This is a genomic window from Variovorax pasteuri (assembly GCF_051216435.1).
GTDB lineage: Bacteria > Pseudomonadota > Gammaproteobacteria > Burkholderiales > Burkholderiaceae_C > Variovorax.
In genome coordinates, this window is sequence record NZ_JBPJZS010000013.1 from 84,301 (window position 1) to 100,136 (window position 15,836).

Sequence of the window (15,836 nt, forward strand, 5' to 3'; positions counted from 1 at the left end):
ACGAAGGCGACGACTTCTACTTCACCAGGCGGCACTGCGTGAGCTTGGGCGATGGCACCACGGCGGTGGCCAGGAAGCCTTCGTTGAGGCAGTCGAACACGATGCTCGACGATGGCTGGAACGGGGTCAGCTTCTGGTCCTTGAACTTCGGCTTCAGGGCCTCCTGGTCGCTCACTGCGAACTGCGTGTCGAACTGCGCGCCGTCGTCGGCCACCGCGCCGAAATAGGTGGTCTCCGCGCTGCTGCCCATGCGCATCACGCGGCCGCTGAATGCCAGGCGCTTCTGCGTGTACTTTGCCGCCGCCTCCTTGGGGTTGGCCTTGTACGCCTCGACGAGCTTGCCGTAGCTCAGCACGGGCGCGGCGTTGTCGGCCTGCGCGTTGCCGTGCCAAAGGGAGGCCGCAACGATCAACGGGAGCGCGGGAAGAAAGGCAGCGAGCCTGCCGGTGTTTTTCTGCATGTGATTCACCCTGAATTTCTTTTCATTTGGCGCTGCCGTCCGCCGCATTTTTCGCTTGGCGGGCAGCGCCCTCGTGCCTTGATGGCCGGGCGAATATACAGGGTGAATGCGGGGCGAAAAGACGTCGCTTCGACCCAGTAGAACCTTCTCTTTACGGCGCCGACGTCGGGTGGCTCGCCGCGGCCCTCAGGCCTTTGGAACGCCGAGTGCGAGCCGCGGGGGACATGGCCGGGCTGGCATGCGCGGATCGCGTCGAAGAAGCAGGCTCGCAGGCTTGAACGGATGCGCCAAGGGCGCCCCACAGGCTGGCAAAACGAACGTCGGCTTCCTTGCGCAACCGGGCGATCTGTTCGATCCGGTGGTCCGGCGGCGCAAAGCGCCCCCCTTGCGTTCGCTGGTGGAGCGCGTGAATGGCGGTGTAGGCGGCCGTCTCTGCGGCGATCCAGGCGGCCAGATCGGGGTTGCGTTCTTCGGGCATGGTTTCTTGGGGCGGCGTAGCGGTGAGGATGGAGCAATCTAGGGCGTCCCTGCGCCGGAATTTGTAGGCTTGCGCCTTCAAGCCGGGCCGGACGGGCCGTACCCCCGCGCCGTCGTGGCCCACAATCTCCCAGCCATGCACTGCGCGCCGTGCGCGTGCGGCGCAAGGGGAGCCCATGCCGAAAGTCGTCGACGCCATCCGCAACTTCAACGCAGGCCGCGACCCCGAGCGCCTGGCGATGAAGTACGCCAACCTGCGCAGCAACGCCTTCGTGTTCCTGCGGGGCACCTGCCATCTCTTCTACGACCGCCTGCCGAACGATGCGCTCTTCACCAAGGCGCCGGCGGGCTGGCTCTGCGGCGACGCGCACCTGGAGAACTTCGGCAGCTACAAGGGCGACAACCGGCTCGTGTACTTCGACCTCAACGATTTCGACGAGGCGGCGCTGGCGCCCGTCACCTGGGAGCTGGTGCGCTTCCTGTCGAGCATCCTGGTGGCGGGCGACAGCCTGTGCGCGGCCGGCGACGCCGATGCCTTGTGCAAGACCTTTCTCGATGCCTACGCGGCCGCGCTGGTGCCCGGCAAGGCCCGCTGGGTGGAGCGAGACACCGCGGACGGTCTGATCCGGCAACTGCTGGACACCCTCAAGGCGCGCACGCGGCCGGCCTTTCTCAACCGGCGCACCGACAGGAAGGGGCGCGGCCGTGTCATTCGCTGCGACGGCAAGCACGCGCTGAGCGTGAGCGACGACGCGCGTGCGAAGGTGACGGCGCTCATCGACACCTTTGCGGCCTCGCAGGACAAGCCCGGCTTCTTCAAGGTGCTCGACGTGGCGCGGCGCATCGCGGGCACCGGCAGCCTGGGGGTCGAGCGCTACATCGTGCTGGTGGAAGGCAAGGGCTCGCCCGACGGCAACTACCTGCTCGACCTGAAGCAGGCGCTGCCGTCTTCGCTCGCGCCGCACCTCGCGCTGAAGCAGCCCGCGTGGCCGTCGCAGGCGCACCGCGTGGTGGGACTGCAGCAGCGCATGCAGGCGGCGTCGATGGCGTTCCTGCACCCCATCGTGGGGGCCAAGGCCACGTCTGCTTCCTATGTGCTGCGCGGCCTGCAGCCGAGCGAAGACCGGGTGAGCCTCGATGCCCGCCGCAACAGCCTTGCGCAGATTCGCGGCGTGATCGGCGAGATGGGGCAGCTCGTGGCGTGGGCGCAGCTGCGCAGCGCGGGCCGGCAGGGATCGGCCGTTGCCGACGCGCTGGTCGATTTCGGGGGCTCGGCCAAGTCGTGGCGCAAGGACCTGCTCGAGGCTGCCCACGAATGCGCCGCGCAGGTCGAGAAAGACTGGAAGACCTACAGTGCGGCTTTCGATGCGGGGGCGATGGCCCCGTGAGCGGACCGGCGCTCGGCTCGGGGCCGGCGCAGGGGCTCAAGCCCACCCGCTGGCCAGCGCGCGCACCACGCTGACCGCCGCCAGCGCAATAAGCAGGTTCAGCACATGCCGCCTGAACTGCGCCGGCGACACACCCTTGAACGAGCGCTGCCCGTACCAGATGCCCGCGAGCATTGCCGGTGCGAGCCACAGCGCCCACTTGAGCGTGTCCGGCCCGATGAGGTTGCCGGAGGCATGCGCCGGCGACGGCATCAACGCCGCGCACACCAGCGACACCACGTCGCTGAACAGCAGCAGCGCAATGAGCGTGGCGCGCAAGGCGGCCGGCGCCATCTTCGCGGTGCTCAGCAGCACCGCGATCGCAATGCCGCCGATGGCCGCCACGCCGTTGATGAACCCCGACGCCAGGCCCGCGGCCAGCCGCACGCCGCGCGTGGGCACCAGCGTGAGGTGTGCGCCCGCGCGCAGCAGCAGCGCGGCCGCCATCAGCAGCACACCGATCAGCAGGCGCAGCGGCGTCTCGGGCAGCCAGGCGAGCAGCGCCACGCCCAGCGGAATGCAGACCAGGTTGCCCAGCATCAGCCAGCTCAGCCACGGCATGTCGATGTCGCGCGCAATGCCGCGCAGCTGGCTCAGGCTCGCAAGAATCTCCAGCATGAAGATCGCGGGCACCACCAGCGCGGGCGACACCACCAGCGACATGCCGGCCACCGTGATGGCCGAGAAGCCGAAGCCCGCGAAGCCGCGCACGATGCCGGCCGCGAACACCACGCACAGGCTGTAGGCCAGCGTGGCCGGGGCCAGCGGCGGCACCAGCAGTTCGGCCGCCGTCATGCCTCGAACAGCGGCAGCAGCTTAAGGCGCTGCACCTTTCCGGAAGGCCCGCGCGGCAGGTCGCGCACGAAGCGGTAGTGGCCGGGCGCCTTGTAGCGGCCGAGCGCGGCGGCGCTGAACTCGCGCAGCTCTTCCTCGGTGCAGGCGCAGCCTTCGCGCAGCACGATGCACACGCCGATCTCCTGGCCGTAGTGGCGGTCGGGCACACCCACGGCGGCGGCTTCGCGCACGGCGGGGTGGCGCAGCAGCGCCTCGTCGATCTCGCGCGGCGCGATGTTCTCGCCGCCCTTGATGATCAGTTCCTTGATGCGGCCGGTGACGAAGAAAAAGCCGTCCGCGTCGCGGTAACCCAGGTCGCCGGTGCGCAGCCAGCCGTCGGGCGTGAAGGCGGCGCGGGTGGCTGCCTCGTTCTTGTAGTAGCCCAGCATCACCTGGGGCCCGCGGATCACGAGCTCGCCGGTCACGCCGTCGGGCACGGCCGCCAGCTGGGCATCGACCACGCCGGCCATGCAGCCCGAGGCGCGGCCCACCGAGCCGAGCTTGCGCGCGGCCGGGTCCATCGGGTTCGAGAACGCGGGCGCGGCCGTCTCGGTGAGCCCCATGGTCTCGACGATGCCGATGCCGAACATCTGCTCGAAGGCGCGGTGGTGCTCGGGCGGCAGCGCGGCCGAGGCCGAGCGGCAGAAGCGAATGGCCAGCGTCTGCGCCAGCGGCGGCTTCGCACCTTCGAGCAGGTACGAGATCATGGTGGGCACCACGTTGATCCAGCTGCACTGCGCGCGCGTGGCCTGCGCCCAGAAACGGCCGGCCGAGAACCTCGGCGGCATCGCCAGGCTGCCGCCGTGCGCCAGCGGCGCGAGCATGGTCACTGCAAAGGCGTTGATGTGATACAGCGGCAGCACCGCAAGCACGCGGTCCGACGGCTGCAGTGCGTGCTCGGCGCTGATGGCGTGCGCATTGGCCGCGAGGTTGCGCTGCGTGAGCATCACGCCCTTTGGCATGCCGGTGGTGCCCGAGGTGTACATCAGCAACGCGACGGCGTCGGGCGAGGGCGGCGAGGCCGCCTGCGCCATTTCTCCTTCGTCCGGCAAGGCATCGCCTTCGGGGTCCGCCACGATCACCTTCACCGGCCGGCCAAAGCCGTGCACGATCTCGCGCACGCGCGCTTCCCATTCGGGCGCGACGCAGACCACGCGGCAGTCGGAATGCGCGAGCACGTAGCGCATCTGCTCGGGCTGCGACAGCAGGTTGACGGGGTTCACGCAGAAGCCGCCGTGCATCGCACCCAGCAGCACCCGCAGGGTCTGCAGGCCGTTGGGCATGACGACCGAGACGGTGTCTCCCGCCTGCATGCCATGCCCCTCCAGCACCGCGGCAACGCGGCGGCATGCGCGCGCGAGTTCACCGTAGCCGAGATGCCGCTCGGACTCGGTGGCGCGCGCATACACCGCGTGCGGCTGGCGAAGCGCCTGCTGCTCGATCAGCGCATGAACGGTGAGGGCCGGCGCCGCCATGCTCAGTTGGCGCCGTGCGCGGCGAAGAACGCGCCGAAGATCTGCTCCTCGGTCGGCACCACCTCCGGAATCGGCCGCGACACGCGCGTGATGTTCAGGTAGTGGCGGTAGTTCATGTTGTCCGAGAAGTTGTTCTTGCCCCAGGTGCCGCAGCCCATCGACAGAGAGAACGGCAGGCCGTTGTCGAAGCTGCCGCCGGTGGCGATGCAGTGCGCCTGGTCGACGATCACGCGAGCCACCGGCAGCGTGAGCCCGAGCGTGAGCGCGCGTTCGGGCACCGCGCTGTGCAGGCCCACCGAGTGGCCGGCGCCTTCGTACGCGTAGATGCGCTCGACGGTGGCCATGGCGTGCGCGAAGTCGGGCGCGGCGTACACCGCGAGCACCGGGCTGAGCTTCTCGCCGGAGAACGGATGGTCGTGGCCCACGCCATCTTCGGCCACCATGAGGATGCGCGGGTCGGCCTCGGCAATGGCCTGCCACGCCGCGCGGTTTGCGCCGTCCACCTCCGCCGCGCGTTCGGCGATGGCGCGCGCCGACTGGCCGATGACGGCGGGCGAGAGTTTTCCTTGCGGCCACATCAGCGCCTGCAGCGTGGCTTTCTGCGGGGCGGCGAGCATCACTGCGCCCCGGTCCTTCAGCGCGGCGAGCATCTGCGCGCGCACCGCATCGACGATGACCAGGCTGTTCTCCGACGAGCAGCTGGTCGCGTTGTCGAAGGTCTTGGAGCGCACGATGCGGTCGGCCGCGGCCACCACGTCGGCCGTTTCGTCCACGATGCCGGCCACGTTGCCCGCGCCCACGCCGAAGGCCGGGGTGCCGCTCGCATAGGCCGCGCGCACGTTGGCCTGCGAGCCGGTGGCCACCACCAGGTCGCACAGCCGCATCAGCTCGGTGGTCGATTGCTTGTTGACGGGCGACGGCAGCAACTGCACCAGGTCGCGCGGCGCTCCGATGCGGTCGAACTGCGCGTGGATGAACGCGATGAGCCGCGCCGCCGTCGACCAGCCCTTGGGCGAGGGCGCCACGATGACCGCGTTGCGCCCCTTGAGCGCGTTGATGATCTTGTTGGCCGGCGTGGCGCCCGGGTTGGTCGAGGGCGTGATGGCGCAGACCACGCCCACGGGCCGTGCGATCTCGACGATGCCGCGTGCCGGGTCTTCGGCAATCACGCCGACCGAGCGCGCCCCGTGCAGGTCGCGCAGCAGGCCGAAGGTCTTGCGGTGGTTCTTGCGCACCTTGTCCTCGACGTTGCCCACGCCGGTGTCGGCCACCGCCAGCTCGGCCAGTTCGCGGTTGCGCGCCGGCTCGACGATGGCCCAGCCGGCCGCGACCACGGCGGTGTCGACCTGCGCCTGCGACCAGGTTTCGTAGATGCGCTGTGCGGCGCGCGCGCGCGCCACGAGTTCGGCGATGGGGCAGGGATTTGAATGTTCCATGGCGTCTGTCCGTGTCGGTCAATCGACCTTGATGTTTGCCTCTTTCGCCAGTTTTTGCCAGCGCACGAGTTCGGTGGTGACAACCTTGCCCAGCTGTTCGGGCGTGCCGCCGACGCCTTCGCTGCCCTGGGCCAGCAGCTTGTCGCGGATGTCGGGTTCCTTCACCACGGTGTTGATCACGCGGTTGAGCTTGTCGATGGCGGGTTGTGGCGTCTTCGCGGGCACGAACACGGCGTACCAGGAGTCGACGTCGAAGTCGGCAATGCCGGCTTCCTGCATGGTGGGCACGTCGGGGAAGGCCGCACTGCGCCGGGTGGTCGACACCGCGAGCGCCTTCAGCTTGCCGGCCTTCACGAACTGCGCCGCGGCCGGAATGGACACCCACAGCAGCGGCACCTGCCCGCCCATCACGTCGGTCACGGCGGGGCCGCCGCCGCGGTAGGGAATGTGCGTCATCTGGGTGCCGGTGCGCAGCTTCAGCAGCTCGCCGGCCAGGTGCCCGGGCGAGCCGTTGCCGACCGAGGCGAAGGAAATGCTGTCGGGCTTGGCCTTGGCCATGGCCACCAGTTCGGCCACCGTGCTGGCCGGAAACTGCATGTTGGCCACCAGGATCTGCGGCAGCGAGGCGACCATGGCGACCGGTGCGAAGTCTTTCGCGGTGTCGAAGCCCAGCTTGTTGTAGATGGCCGGGTTGATGGTGTGCGACGACAGCGTGAACAGCACCGTGTAGCCGTCGGGCGCCGACTTGGCGACCAGCTCGGTGCCGATGGAGCCGGCCGCGCCGCCGCGGTTGTCGATGAGCACCGGCTGGCCCAGCAGCGTCTGGAAGCGCTCCTGCACGATGCGCGCGATGACGTCGGTGCCGCCACCGGGCGGGTAGGGCACCACCAGGCGGATCGGTTTTGCGGGGTAGTCGGCGCCGGTGTCGGCGTGTGAGGACAGGGGCGCCAGCAGCGCCGGGATCGCGGCCGCGGCCCACAGCAGGGGGCGCAGGCGGGAGGTGAAGAACAGCGTCATTCGAGTCTCCTTTTCTTCGGGGTGTCCGCCAAGGGGCCTGCCGCCGCACGCGCGCGGTAGCCCAGCGTGAGGCTGGCGTCGCGCGCGCAGGCCGTGAGGCGCCCGGCCAGCAGGCGCGCCTGCGTGCGTGCGAAGCGGATCGACGGCACGCTCATGCCCACGGCCGCGACCGCTTCGCCGCGTGCGTTGAACACCGGCGCGCCGAGGCCGCACACGCCCAGGCGCCATTCCTCGCGGTTCTCTGCATAGCCGCGTGTGCGTGTGCGCGCCAGTTCCAGAAGAAGGGCATCGATGTCGGTGATGCTGTTCCCGGTGTGTGCCACCAGCGCCCCGAGGCGTTGCCGCAGCGCGGCGGCATCGAGCGACGCGGCCGCCAGCAGCGCCTTGCCCGAGGCCACGCAGTACGCCGGGGCCCGGCCGCCGACGCGGGAGTACGCGGCCACGGGCAGGGGGCTGTCGAACTTGTCGAGGTAGACGATGTCGGCGCCGTCGAGCACGGCCAGGTGGATGGTCTCGCCCGTGGCCTGCGCCAGCGCGGCCAGGTGCGGTCGAAGCAGGGCCCCCACATCGGCGGCCTCGCCGACCAAGGCGCCCAGTTCGAAGAGCTTGAGGCTGGGGCGGTAGGCGCTGGTGCCGGGGTCTTGCACGGCCCAGCCGCATTCGACGAGTGTCTGCAATGTGCGGTGCGCGTTGCTGCGCGCCATGCCGAAGGCCTGGGCCAGATCGGTGACGCGGCAGTCGCGCTGCAGGCGTGCCATCCATTCGAGGGCGGCAAGGCCCTTGGCAAGCGTGGAATCCATGGGTTTGTCTCTGGTGTTCCAAATATTGGAACGGCGTTCTTGGATTTGAAACGCACTGTAGGAATGTCAGTGGCGCTTTGTCAACCAGGGACCTGGATGCAGTGCCAAACGCTTCAGCGCCGGTGGCGCCCGGCCATGAGGTCGATCACTTCGCGAAAGATCGTGTTGCCGCTGGAGGCCGCGAGGTCGAGCACATGGCTGCGGCTGTAGTACGGGCTCAGGTCGAGGCCCACGCCGATGCCGGCAATGGCGATGTCGCCGCGCTGCTCCTGGCGCGCCACCACGTCGCGCAGGTGATGGTCCAGGTAGTGCGCGTCGTTGGCCAGGTGGGTGGCGCTGTCCATCGGGGAGCCGTCTGAAATGACCAGCAGCAGCTTGCGCGCCTCGCTGCGCGCGCGCAGCCGCGTGCAGGCCCAGTCGAGCGCCTCGCCGTCGATGCCTTCGCGGAACAGGTCGGGCTTGAGCAAGGCGGCCATGGCCGGGCGTGCGCGGCGCCAGGGCGTGGCCGCAGCCTTGAAGACGAGGTGGCTGCGTTCGTTCAGGCGCCCGGGGTGGGGCGGGCGGCCCGCGCGCACCCACTCGCGTTGCGGGCGTCCGCCGTTCCACGCGCCGGTGGTGAAGCCCAGCACCTCGCTGGTCACGCCGGCCTGTTCGAGTGCGCGCGCGAACACGTCGACCATCATCGCCACCGACTCGGCGTGCTCCTTCATCGAGCCCGAGCAGTCGATGAGAAAGGTGACCATGCAATCGGCCACCGGCTCCATGCGCTCCGTGCGGAACAGGCGGCGCTCGGTGGGCGAGGCGACCAGTTGTGCGAGCCGGCGTCCGTCGATCAGGCCTTCTTCCTGCCCGCCGCTCCAGCCGTCGCGCTCGGGCTCGGCCAGCAGGGCGCGCAGCTCGCGCGCGAGGCGGGCGATGTTCACGCCCTGCGCGGCAATGCGGCGGTCTAGCTTGTCGCGGTGCTCTGCCAGCACGTCCTTGCGCGCGAGCGTGGCGGCGTCCTGTTCACGGTCGTAGGCATTGGTGAACACGCGGTAGCTGCCGCCCGCCTCGTCGAGCACCGCGCTGCGGCCCGACTCCGCGGTGGTGAAGCGCTCGATGATCTCCCGGTCCATGTCCGTGACCAGGCTGAACACGCTGCGCTTGTCGTCCACATGCGGGTCGCGCGCGGCTGCGCTTTCTTCGCCGGCCTCGTGCAGCATCGCGGCGACGGTGCGTGCGATGGCCAACGCGTGCACCGCATACGCGGCCTGGTCGGTGCGGTCGCGGCGAAGGCCTGCCAGCGCATGGCCGATTAGCGGCGCAAGCGCGAAGCGGGTGGCTTCGAGCATGTCTTCGGTTTGCTCCACCACCTGCTGGCCGCTGACGCGGGCGCGGCAGATCTGTGCCACGGCGTAGAGCAACAGGCCGCGCGCGGTGTCGGTCAGCCCCGAGTGATGGAAGGCCAGCGACCACTGTTCATGCCGGTGGCGCAGGTTGCGGCGCATGCCGGCCATGACCTCGGGCGCCATCGCCTCGGCGCGGAACTGCTCGAGCATCTCGAACAGCATGCGTTCGACGGGCTCTTCGGGCCGCAGGCTGTCGTGCAGCGCCGCGTTCGATTCTGTGAGCCGCAGCGCCAAGCCGTCGGCCACGCCACGGAACGATGCGAAGTCGTCGGTGTCCGGCGACGGATGCAGGTGCGGCGCGAACCACGGGAACGCCACGCGTCCGCGATGCAGCCGCCGTCCGCGAAAGTGCAGGTCGCGCTCGCCGCTGAAGGCGCGCACCACGCCCGCGCACAGCTCGGCCACCAGCTCTTCCTGCCGCACCTTGCGCTGCATCGCGCTGGCCGATGCAGGCGCTTGGCTCATTCGCGCGCGCCCGCCGACAGCTGGTGCGACTCCTGCAGTTCGCGGTCGAAGCAGCGCTGGAAATACTCGGCGACCAGCGGCCGTTCGGCGTCGTCGCACTTGTTGACGAAAGACAGGCGAAACGCCAGCGCCGGGTCCTTGAAGATCTCGACGTTCTCGGCCCAGGTGATGACGGTGCGCGGCGACATCAGCGTCGACAGGTCGCCCGCAGCGAAGCCCTTGCGGGTGAGGTCGGCCACCGCGACCATCGAGGCGACCAGCCGGGTGCCGGCCTCGCCGGCCAAAGACGGCACGCGCGCCTGCACGATCGCGATCTCTTCGGCGGCCGGCAGGTAGTTGAGCGAGGCGATGATGTTCCAGCGGTCGATCTGCGCATGGTTCAGGCGCTGCGCGCCGTGGTAAAGCCCGTTCAGGTTGCCCAGGCCCACCGTGTTGGCCGTGGCGAACAGGCGAAAGAAGGCGTGCGGGCGCAGCACCCTGTTCTGGTCCATCAACGTGAACTTGCCGTCGCGCTCCAGGATGCGCTGGATGACGAACATCACGTCGGGCCGGCCCGCGTCGTACTCGTCGAAGATCAGCGCCACGGGCCGCTGCAGCGCCCAGGGCACGATGCCCTCCTGGAACTGCGTGACCTGCTGGCCGTCGCGCAGCACCACCGCGTCCTTGCCGACGAGGTCGAGCCGGCTGATGTGGCCGTCGAGGTTCAGGCGCACGCAGGGCCAGTTCAGCCGCGCGGCCACCTGTTCGATGTGCGTCGACTTGCCGGTGCCGTGGAGCCCCTGCACCATCACGCGCCGGTCGCGCGTGAAGCCCGCGAGGATGGCGAGCGTCACGTCGGGGTTGAAGCGGTAGACCGCGTCGACCTCGGGCACGTGGTCTTCAAGGCCGTCGAGTCCTTCGCGATGGCTGAAGGCGGGCACCTGCAGGTCGGTGTCGATGCCGAACACCTCGCGCACGCTGAGCATTCGGTCCGGTCGGAGGTCTGCGGTATCGGTCACGGGGGGCTTTCTGTGGATTCTGTGGAAGAGGTCAGGCCTGCGCGCGCTCGGCGGCCGCATCGGTGCCGATGCGGCTGAGCGCGAGCGCTGCGCGTTGCAGTGCGGGCAGCAGCGCCTTCGCCTTGGCGGCGTCGAGCCGCATCACCGGCGCCTGCACGGCAATGCACAGGTTGGAGGGCGCGTCGTCGCCGGACGGCACCCGCGTGGCGATGCACAGCAGGCCGGGCAGGAACTCTTCATGGTCGATGGCGTAGCCGTCCTTACGCACGCGCTGCACTTCCTTTTCGAGCGCGCCGGGGTCGGTCAGGGTGCGGGGCGTGCAGGCTTCCAGCGGTGCGCTGTGGAGCAGGCGGCGGCGCTGCGCCGCGCCCATCTGCGAGAGAAAGACCTTGCCGCTGGCCGAGCAGTGCACCGGCACGCGCGAGCCCGGGTGCAGGTAGAAGCGCAGCGGCGCGGCGGTCTCCACGCGGTCGAGGTACACCACCTCGCTGCCCGACAGCGCCGTGAGGTTGCAGCTTTCGCCGATTTCTTCCACCAGTTGACGCAGCACCGTATGGCGCGCACCGTGCAGGCTGTCGTTGAGCAGCAGGTTCTCGGCCAGCCGCCGCAGCCGCGTGCCGATGCCGTAGTGGCGGCCGTCGCCTTCGCGCTGCAGCAGGCCCGCGCCTTCGAGCTGCTGCAGCATGCGGTGCAGCGTGGGCTTGGGCAGGCCGGTCTGCTCGACCAGGCCCTGCAGCGAATGGCGCTGGTCCTTGGCGGCCATGACTTCGAGCAGCGCGAACAGGCGCATGGTGGGCGAGTCGCCGTCCAGGCCGGCGGGTTCGGCGGCATCGACGGTCTCCGACGGGAGCGCTTTGACGATCTTCATGGCGCGGATCATATTCTTTTTACAAAAAAAGAGACGTGGCGTATCGAATTTTGTAAATTGTTTGACGGGACGCCGGTGGCGTCCTATATTCCGCCGAAACGAATTTCGGAACAAGCAGTTCCGACTTTCAAGTTTCAACCCGACCGCCCCATTCCACCAGGAGACGACTTCCATGAGCCAGAAGCAACCCGCCGCCCCCGTTCGAGCCTCGCGCGAAGCCGTCACCGGCGTGCAGAAGATGACCCCCTCCGAGGCCTTCGTCGAGACCATGGTCGCCAACGGCGTGACCGACATCTTCGGCATCATGGGCTCGGCCTTCATGGACGCGATGGACATCTTTGCGCCCGCCGGCATCCGGCTCGTGCCGGTGGTGCACGAGCAGGGCGGCGCGCACATGGCAGACGGCTATGCACGCGTGTCGGGCCGCCACGGCGTGGTGATCGGGCAGAACGGCCCCGGCATCAGCAACTGCGTGACGGCCGTCGCGGCGGCCTACTGGGCGCACAGCCCGGTCGTGATGATCACCCCCGAGACCGGCACCATGGGCATGGGCCTGGGCGGCTTCCAGGAGGCCAACCAGCTGCCGATGTTCCAGGAGTTCACCAAGTACCAGGGCCATGTGAACAACCCCAAGCGCATGGCCGAGTACACGGCGCGCTGCTTCGACCGCGCCATCTCCGAGATGGGCCCGACGCAGCTCAACATTCCGCGCGACTACTTCTACGGCGAGCTCACCACCGAGATCCCGAAGCCGATGCGCGTGGAGCGCGGCGCGGGCGGGGAGAACAGCCTGAACGCGGCCGTCGAACTGCTGGCCTCGGCCAGGTTCCCGGTGATTCTTTCGGGCGGTGGTGTCGTGATGGGCGACGCCGTGGAAGAGTGCAAGGCCCTGGCCGAGCGCCTGGGCGCCCCGGTGGCCAACGGCTACCTGCGCAACGACTCGTTCCCCGCGAGCCATCCGCTGGCGGCCGGCCCGCTGGGCTACCAGGGCTCCAAGGCCGCGATGAAGCTGATCGCGCAGGCCGACGTGGTGCTGGCGCTCGGCTCGCGCATGGGCCCCTTCGGCACGCTGCCGCAGCACGGCATGGACTACTGGCCCAAGGACGCAAAGATCATCCAGGTCGAGGCCGACCACACCAACCTCGGGCTGGTGAAGAAGATCACCGTGGGCATTCACGGCGACGCCAAGGCCACCGCCAAGGAGCTGCTCAAGCGCCTGCAGGGCAAGACGCTGGCCTGCGACGCCACCAAGGCCGAGCGCGCCGCGACGATCAAGATCGAGAAGGCCGCCTGGGAAAAAGAACTCGACGAGTGGACCCATGAGCGGGACCAGTACAGCCTGGACGCCATCGAGGAAGCCAAGGGCGAGAAGACGCCCACCGGCGGCACCTACCTGCACCCGCGCCAGGTGCTGCGCGAGCTCGAGAAGGCCATGCCGCCGCGCGTGATGGTGTCCACCGACATCGGCAACATCAACGCCATTGCCAACAGCTACCTGCGCTTCGAGGAGCCGCGCAGCTTCTTCGCGCCGATGAGCTTCGGCAACTGCGGCTACTCGCTGCCGACCATGATCGGCGCCAAGTGCGCCGCGCCCGACCGCCCGGCCGTGGCCTACGCCGGCGACGGCGCCTGGGGCATGAGCATGTCGGAAATCATGACCGCGGTGCGCCACGACATTCCGGTGACGGCCGTGGTCTTCCACAACCGCCAGTGGGGCGCGGAGAAGAAGAACCAGGTCGACTTCTACAACCGCCGCTTCGTGGCCGGCGAGCTCGAAAGCGAGAGCTTCGCGGGCATCGCCAAGGCCATGGGCGCCGAAGGCATCGTGGTCGACAGGCTCGAAGACGTGGGCCCGGCGCTGAAGAAGGCCATCGACATGCAGATGAACCAAGGCAAGACCTGCGTCATCGAGATCATGTGCACGCGCGAGCTGGGCGACCCGTTCCGCCGCGACGCGCTGTCCAAGCCGGTGCGATTCCTCGACAAGTACAAGGACTACGTCTGAACGCATGACCGATTCGCTGCTGACGCTGAACGCGGGCTCCTCGTCCATCAAGGTCGCATTGTTCGATGCGACGCGCCCGGGCGGCGACGGCGCGTTGCCGTCGGCACGCTGGTCGGGCCAGGCCGACGGCCTGGGCGCGGGCCTGAAGGCGCGGCTGCGCGTGCACGACGCGCAGGGGCAGCCGCTGCTCGACGAGGCACTGGACGGCGCGCAGGCCTCGCACCAGGGCGCGCTGGCCGCCTTGCTCGAATGGCATGCGCACGAGGCCGGCAGCGGGCGCATCGCAGCGGTGGGGCACCGCATCGTGCACGGCGGCACGGACTTCGTGGCGCCGGTGCGCGTCGATGCGGCGTTGCTCGACGAACTCGCCAAGTTGGAACCCCTCGCGCCGCTGCACCAGCCGCACAACCTTGCGGGCGTGCGTGCGGCGATGAAGGCGTTCGAGGGCGTGCCGCAGGTGGCGTGCTTCGACACGGCCTTCCACGCGGTGCAGGCCGAGGTCAACCGGCGCTTCGCGTTGCCGCGCGCCCTGCATGACGCGGGCGTGCGGCGCTACGGCTTCCATGGGTTGTCGTACGAATCGATCGTTGCGCAGTTCACCGCCCTCGCGCCTGCGCTGGCGCAAAAGCGCGTGATTGTCGCGCACCTGGGCAACGGCGCCTCGATGTGCGGCATGGTGCAGGGCCGCTCGGTCGCGACGACGATGACGTTCTCGCCGCTCGACGGGCTGACCATGGGCACGCGCTGCGGCCACATCGATGCGGCTGTGGTGCTGTACCTGCTGCGCTCGCGCGGCATGTCGGCCGACGAGGTCGAGACGCTGCTGTTCCGCGAGTCGGGGCTGCTCGGCATGTCGGGCGTTTCCAGCGACATGCGTGCGCTGCATGCGTCCGAAAAGCCTGCCGCGGCCGCAGCCATCGACCATTTCGCCGAGCAGGTCGTGCAGCACATGGGCAGCCTCGCGGCCGCGTTGCGCGGGGTAGACGCCATCGTGTTCACCGGCGGCATCGGCGAGAACGACGCGCTGCTGCGGGGGCGCATTCTCGAAGACTGCGAGTGGCTGGGCGTGAATGTCGACGCGGCCGCCAAGGACGGCGCCGCTGCCCTTCTCACCACAGCAGAAAGCCCTGTCAGCGCATGGGTGCTGCGCACCGACGAAGAAGCGGTGATTGCCCGGCACACCGCGCGCGTGCTGCGCGCGGGCTGATCGCTCAACGCGCCGTGGCCGCGCGCGGCACGCTGGCGCCGCAGTGGCGAAGAAAGTCCGCCGTCGCACCCCCCAGCAGCTTGTCGCGGTGCATCACCGTGGCCAGCTTGCGCATGCCCGCGGGCAAGCGCGTGCGCAGCTCGACCAGGTGCCCGTCTTCCAGCGCCTGCGCCACGGTGTAGCGCGACAGGCAGGCCAGGGCGGTGCCCGAGGCCACCACCCGCTTGATGGCCTCGGTGCTTCCGAGCTCGAAGCCCACGATCACCTGTTCGAGGTTCTGGATCAGCCACGCGTCGGTCACCTGCCGCGTGCCCGAACCATGCTCCCGCAGCACCCAGGTCGCTTGCGACAGCTGTTTGTGCGTGGCCACGCGGCCTGCCAGCGCGTGGCCCGGCGCGGCCACGATCACCAGTTCGTCGCTGCGCCAGGCGCGCACCACCAGGTCGGGGTGCGTCTGCGGGCCCTCGATGAAGCCGACGTCGACGTCGAAGCCCGCCACGGCCTCGATCACGTCGCGTGTGTTGGCGATGTGCAGGTGCACCTGGCTCTGCGGATGCAGCGCCGTCCACTGCGTCATGCGCTCGGGCAGCAGGTACTCGCCGATGGTGAAGCTCGCGGCCACGCGCAGCGGCGCCGCATGCTCGCCGCTGAACAGGGCCTGCACCTCGCCGGCCTGGTCGAGCAGCCCCTGGGCCTTGGGCAGCAGGGCGCGGCCGTTCTCGTTGAGCACCAGCCGCCGGCCGATGCGGTCGAACAGCAGCACGCCCACGGACACCTCCAGGTCGGCCAGCGCGCTGCTGGCCGCCGACTGCGAACGCGCGATGCGGTCGGCCGCGGCGCGCGTGCTGCCGCCGCGCGCGGTGGCCACGAACACCTCGAGCTGGCGCAGGTTCAGGCGCAGTCTCTGGGTGGGAAGTTGATCTGTTTTTCCGGTCATGGTGAAAGATATTCTGCGCTTTTCCGATTGATGACGGGCCCA

The 15,836-nt window shown here is 69.3% G+C and carries 14 protein-coding genes; 3 read left to right on the forward strand and 11 right to left on the reverse strand.

Annotated elements, in window-relative coordinates; translation table 11 throughout:
• Positions 1–16: 16 nt before the first annotated feature.
• Together ACSFBM_RS31065 and ACSFBM_RS31070 are read right to left on the reverse strand one after the other, a co-directional pair.
• On the reverse strand, positions 17–460 hold the full coding sequence (locus ACSFBM_RS31065) for a hypothetical protein (protein ID WP_435487827.1): 444 nt from the start codon (positions 458–460) through the stop codon (positions 17–19).
• Between the two features lie 151 nt (positions 461–611).
• The gene (locus ACSFBM_RS31070; protein ID WP_435487828.1) at positions 612–938 is read right to left on the reverse strand and encodes a hypothetical protein; all 327 of its coding nucleotides are present in this window, start codon (positions 936–938) and stop codon (positions 612–614) included.
• A gap of 175 nt (positions 939–1,113) precedes the next feature.
• On the opposite strand from ACSFBM_RS31070, the gene ACSFBM_RS31075 reads away from it, so the two are divergent.
• Positions 1,114–2,325, forward strand: coding sequence for a DUF2252 domain-containing protein (locus ACSFBM_RS31075; protein WP_435487829.1), 1,212 nt, complete (start codon positions 1,114–1,116; stop codon positions 2,323–2,325).
• 36 nt (positions 2,326–2,361) lie between these two features.
• Here the strand turns inward: ACSFBM_RS31075 and ACSFBM_RS31080 are convergent, their stop codons facing one another.
• The 8 genes from ACSFBM_RS31080 to ACSFBM_RS31115 all read right to left on the reverse strand — a co-directional run bounded on the left by ACSFBM_RS31080 (position 2,362) and on the right by ACSFBM_RS31115 (position 11,657).
• Positions 2,362–3,159 carry a sulfite exporter TauE/SafE family protein gene (locus tag ACSFBM_RS31080; RefSeq protein WP_435487830.1) on the reverse strand — a complete coding sequence of 266 codons (798 nt, stop codon included), beginning with the start codon at positions 3,157–3,159 and terminating at the stop codon, positions 2,362–2,364.
• Positions 3,156–4,673, reverse strand: a complete 1,518-nt coding sequence (locus ACSFBM_RS31085) for an AMP-binding protein (protein ID WP_435487831.1) — start codon at positions 4,671–4,673, stop codon at positions 3,156–3,158. The genes ACSFBM_RS31080 and ACSFBM_RS31085 overlap by 4 nt, the downstream gene beginning before the upstream one ends.
• 2 nt (positions 4,674–4,675) lie before the next feature.
• Positions 4,676–6,109 carry an acylating sulfoacetaldehyde dehydrogenase gene (gene sauS / locus ACSFBM_RS31090; protein ID WP_435487832.1) on the reverse strand — a complete coding sequence of 478 codons (1,434 nt, stop codon included), beginning with the start codon at positions 6,107–6,109 and terminating at the stop codon, positions 4,676–4,678.
• Between the two features lie 18 nt (positions 6,110–6,127).
• Entirely contained in the window at positions 6,128–7,126 is a 999-nt protein-coding gene (locus ACSFBM_RS31095) for a tripartite tricarboxylate transporter substrate binding protein (RefSeq protein WP_435487833.1), read from the reverse strand.
• Positions 7,123–7,926, reverse strand: coding sequence for an IclR family transcriptional regulator (locus tag ACSFBM_RS31100; protein WP_435487834.1), 804 nt, complete (start codon positions 7,924–7,926; stop codon positions 7,123–7,125). The genes ACSFBM_RS31095 and ACSFBM_RS31100 overlap by 4 nt, the downstream gene beginning before the upstream one ends.
• Positions 7,927–8,039: 113 nt before the next feature.
• On the reverse strand, positions 8,040–9,779 hold the full coding sequence (locus ACSFBM_RS31105; RefSeq protein ID WP_435487835.1) for a cobaltochelatase CobT-related protein: 1,740 nt from the start codon (positions 9,777–9,779) through the stop codon (positions 8,040–8,042).
• Positions 9,776–10,777: an AAA family ATPase gene (locus tag ACSFBM_RS31110; protein ID WP_435487836.1), complete on the reverse strand. Its 1,002-nt coding sequence runs from the start codon at positions 10,775–10,777 to the stop codon at positions 9,776–9,778. The genes ACSFBM_RS31105 and ACSFBM_RS31110 overlap by 4 nt, the downstream gene beginning before the upstream one ends.
• Positions 10,778–10,808: 31 nt before the next feature.
• Entirely contained in the window at positions 10,809–11,657 is an 849-nt protein-coding gene (locus tag ACSFBM_RS31115) for an IclR family transcriptional regulator (RefSeq protein ID WP_435487837.1), read from the reverse strand.
• Positions 11,658–11,817: 160 nt separating this feature from the next.
• Here ACSFBM_RS31115 and xsc point away from each other — a divergent pair, with 160 nt between their 5' ends.
• Positions 11,818–13,650, forward strand: a complete 1,833-nt coding sequence (gene xsc / locus ACSFBM_RS31120) for a sulfoacetaldehyde acetyltransferase (RefSeq protein WP_435487838.1) — start codon at positions 11,818–11,820, stop codon at positions 13,648–13,650.
• Positions 13,651–13,654: 4 nt separating this feature from the next.
• On the forward strand, positions 13,655–14,857 hold the full coding sequence (locus tag ACSFBM_RS31125) for an acetate/propionate family kinase (RefSeq protein WP_435487839.1): 1,203 nt from the start codon (positions 13,655–13,657) through the stop codon (positions 14,855–14,857).
• Between the two features lie 4 nt (positions 14,858–14,861).
• On the opposite strand, the gene ACSFBM_RS31130 is transcribed toward ACSFBM_RS31125, so the two are convergent.
• The gene (locus ACSFBM_RS31130; protein ID WP_435487840.1) at positions 14,862–15,794 is read right to left on the reverse strand and encodes a LysR family transcriptional regulator; all 933 of its coding nucleotides are present in this window, start codon (positions 15,792–15,794) and stop codon (positions 14,862–14,864) included.
• Between the last annotated feature and the right edge of the window lie 42 nt (positions 15,795–15,836).

Excerpts from the sequence above, each read along its gene's own strand:
- ACSFBM_RS31065 (WP_435487827.1), bottom strand. The coding sequence starts at position 460 with ATGCAGAAAAACACCGGCAGGCTCGCTGCCTTTCTTCCCGCGCTCCCG.
- ACSFBM_RS31070 (WP_435487828.1), bottom strand. The coding sequence starts at position 938 with ATGCCCGAAGAACGCAACCCCGATCTGGCCGCCTGGATCGCCGCAGAG.
- ACSFBM_RS31075 (WP_435487829.1), top strand. The coding sequence starts at position 1,114 with ATGCCGAAAGTCGTCGACGCCATCCGCAACTTCAACGCAGGCCGCGAC.
- ACSFBM_RS31080 (WP_435487830.1), bottom strand. The coding sequence starts at position 3,159 with ATGACGGCGGCCGAACTGCTGGTGCCGCCGCTGGCCCCGGCCACGCTG.
- ACSFBM_RS31085 (WP_435487831.1), bottom strand. The coding sequence starts at position 4,673 with ATGGCGGCGCCGGCCCTCACCGTTCATGCGCTGATCGAGCAGCAGGCG.
- sauS (WP_435487832.1), bottom strand. The coding sequence starts at position 6,109 with ATGGAACATTCAAATCCCTGCCCCATCGCCGAACTCGTGGCGCGCGCG.
- ACSFBM_RS31095 (WP_435487833.1), bottom strand. The coding sequence starts at position 7,126 with ATGACGCTGTTCTTCACCTCCCGCCTGCGCCCCCTGCTGTGGGCCGCG.
- ACSFBM_RS31100 (WP_435487834.1), bottom strand. The coding sequence starts at position 7,926 with ATGGATTCCACGCTTGCCAAGGGCCTTGCCGCCCTCGAATGGATGGCA.
- ACSFBM_RS31105 (WP_435487835.1), bottom strand. The coding sequence starts at position 9,779 with ATGAGCCAAGCGCCTGCATCGGCCAGCGCGATGCAGCGCAAGGTGCGG.
- ACSFBM_RS31115 (WP_435487837.1), bottom strand. The coding sequence starts at position 11,657 with ATGATCCGCGCCATGAAGATCGTCAAAGCGCTCCCGTCGGAGACCGTC.
- xsc (WP_435487838.1), top strand. The coding sequence starts at position 11,818 with ATGAGCCAGAAGCAACCCGCCGCCCCCGTTCGAGCCTCGCGCGAAGCC.
- ACSFBM_RS31125 (WP_435487839.1), top strand. The coding sequence starts at position 13,655 with ATGACCGATTCGCTGCTGACGCTGAACGCGGGCTCCTCGTCCATCAAG.
- ACSFBM_RS31130 (WP_435487840.1), bottom strand. The coding sequence starts at position 15,794 with ATGACCGGAAAAACAGATCAACTTCCCACCCAGAGACTGCGCCTGAAC.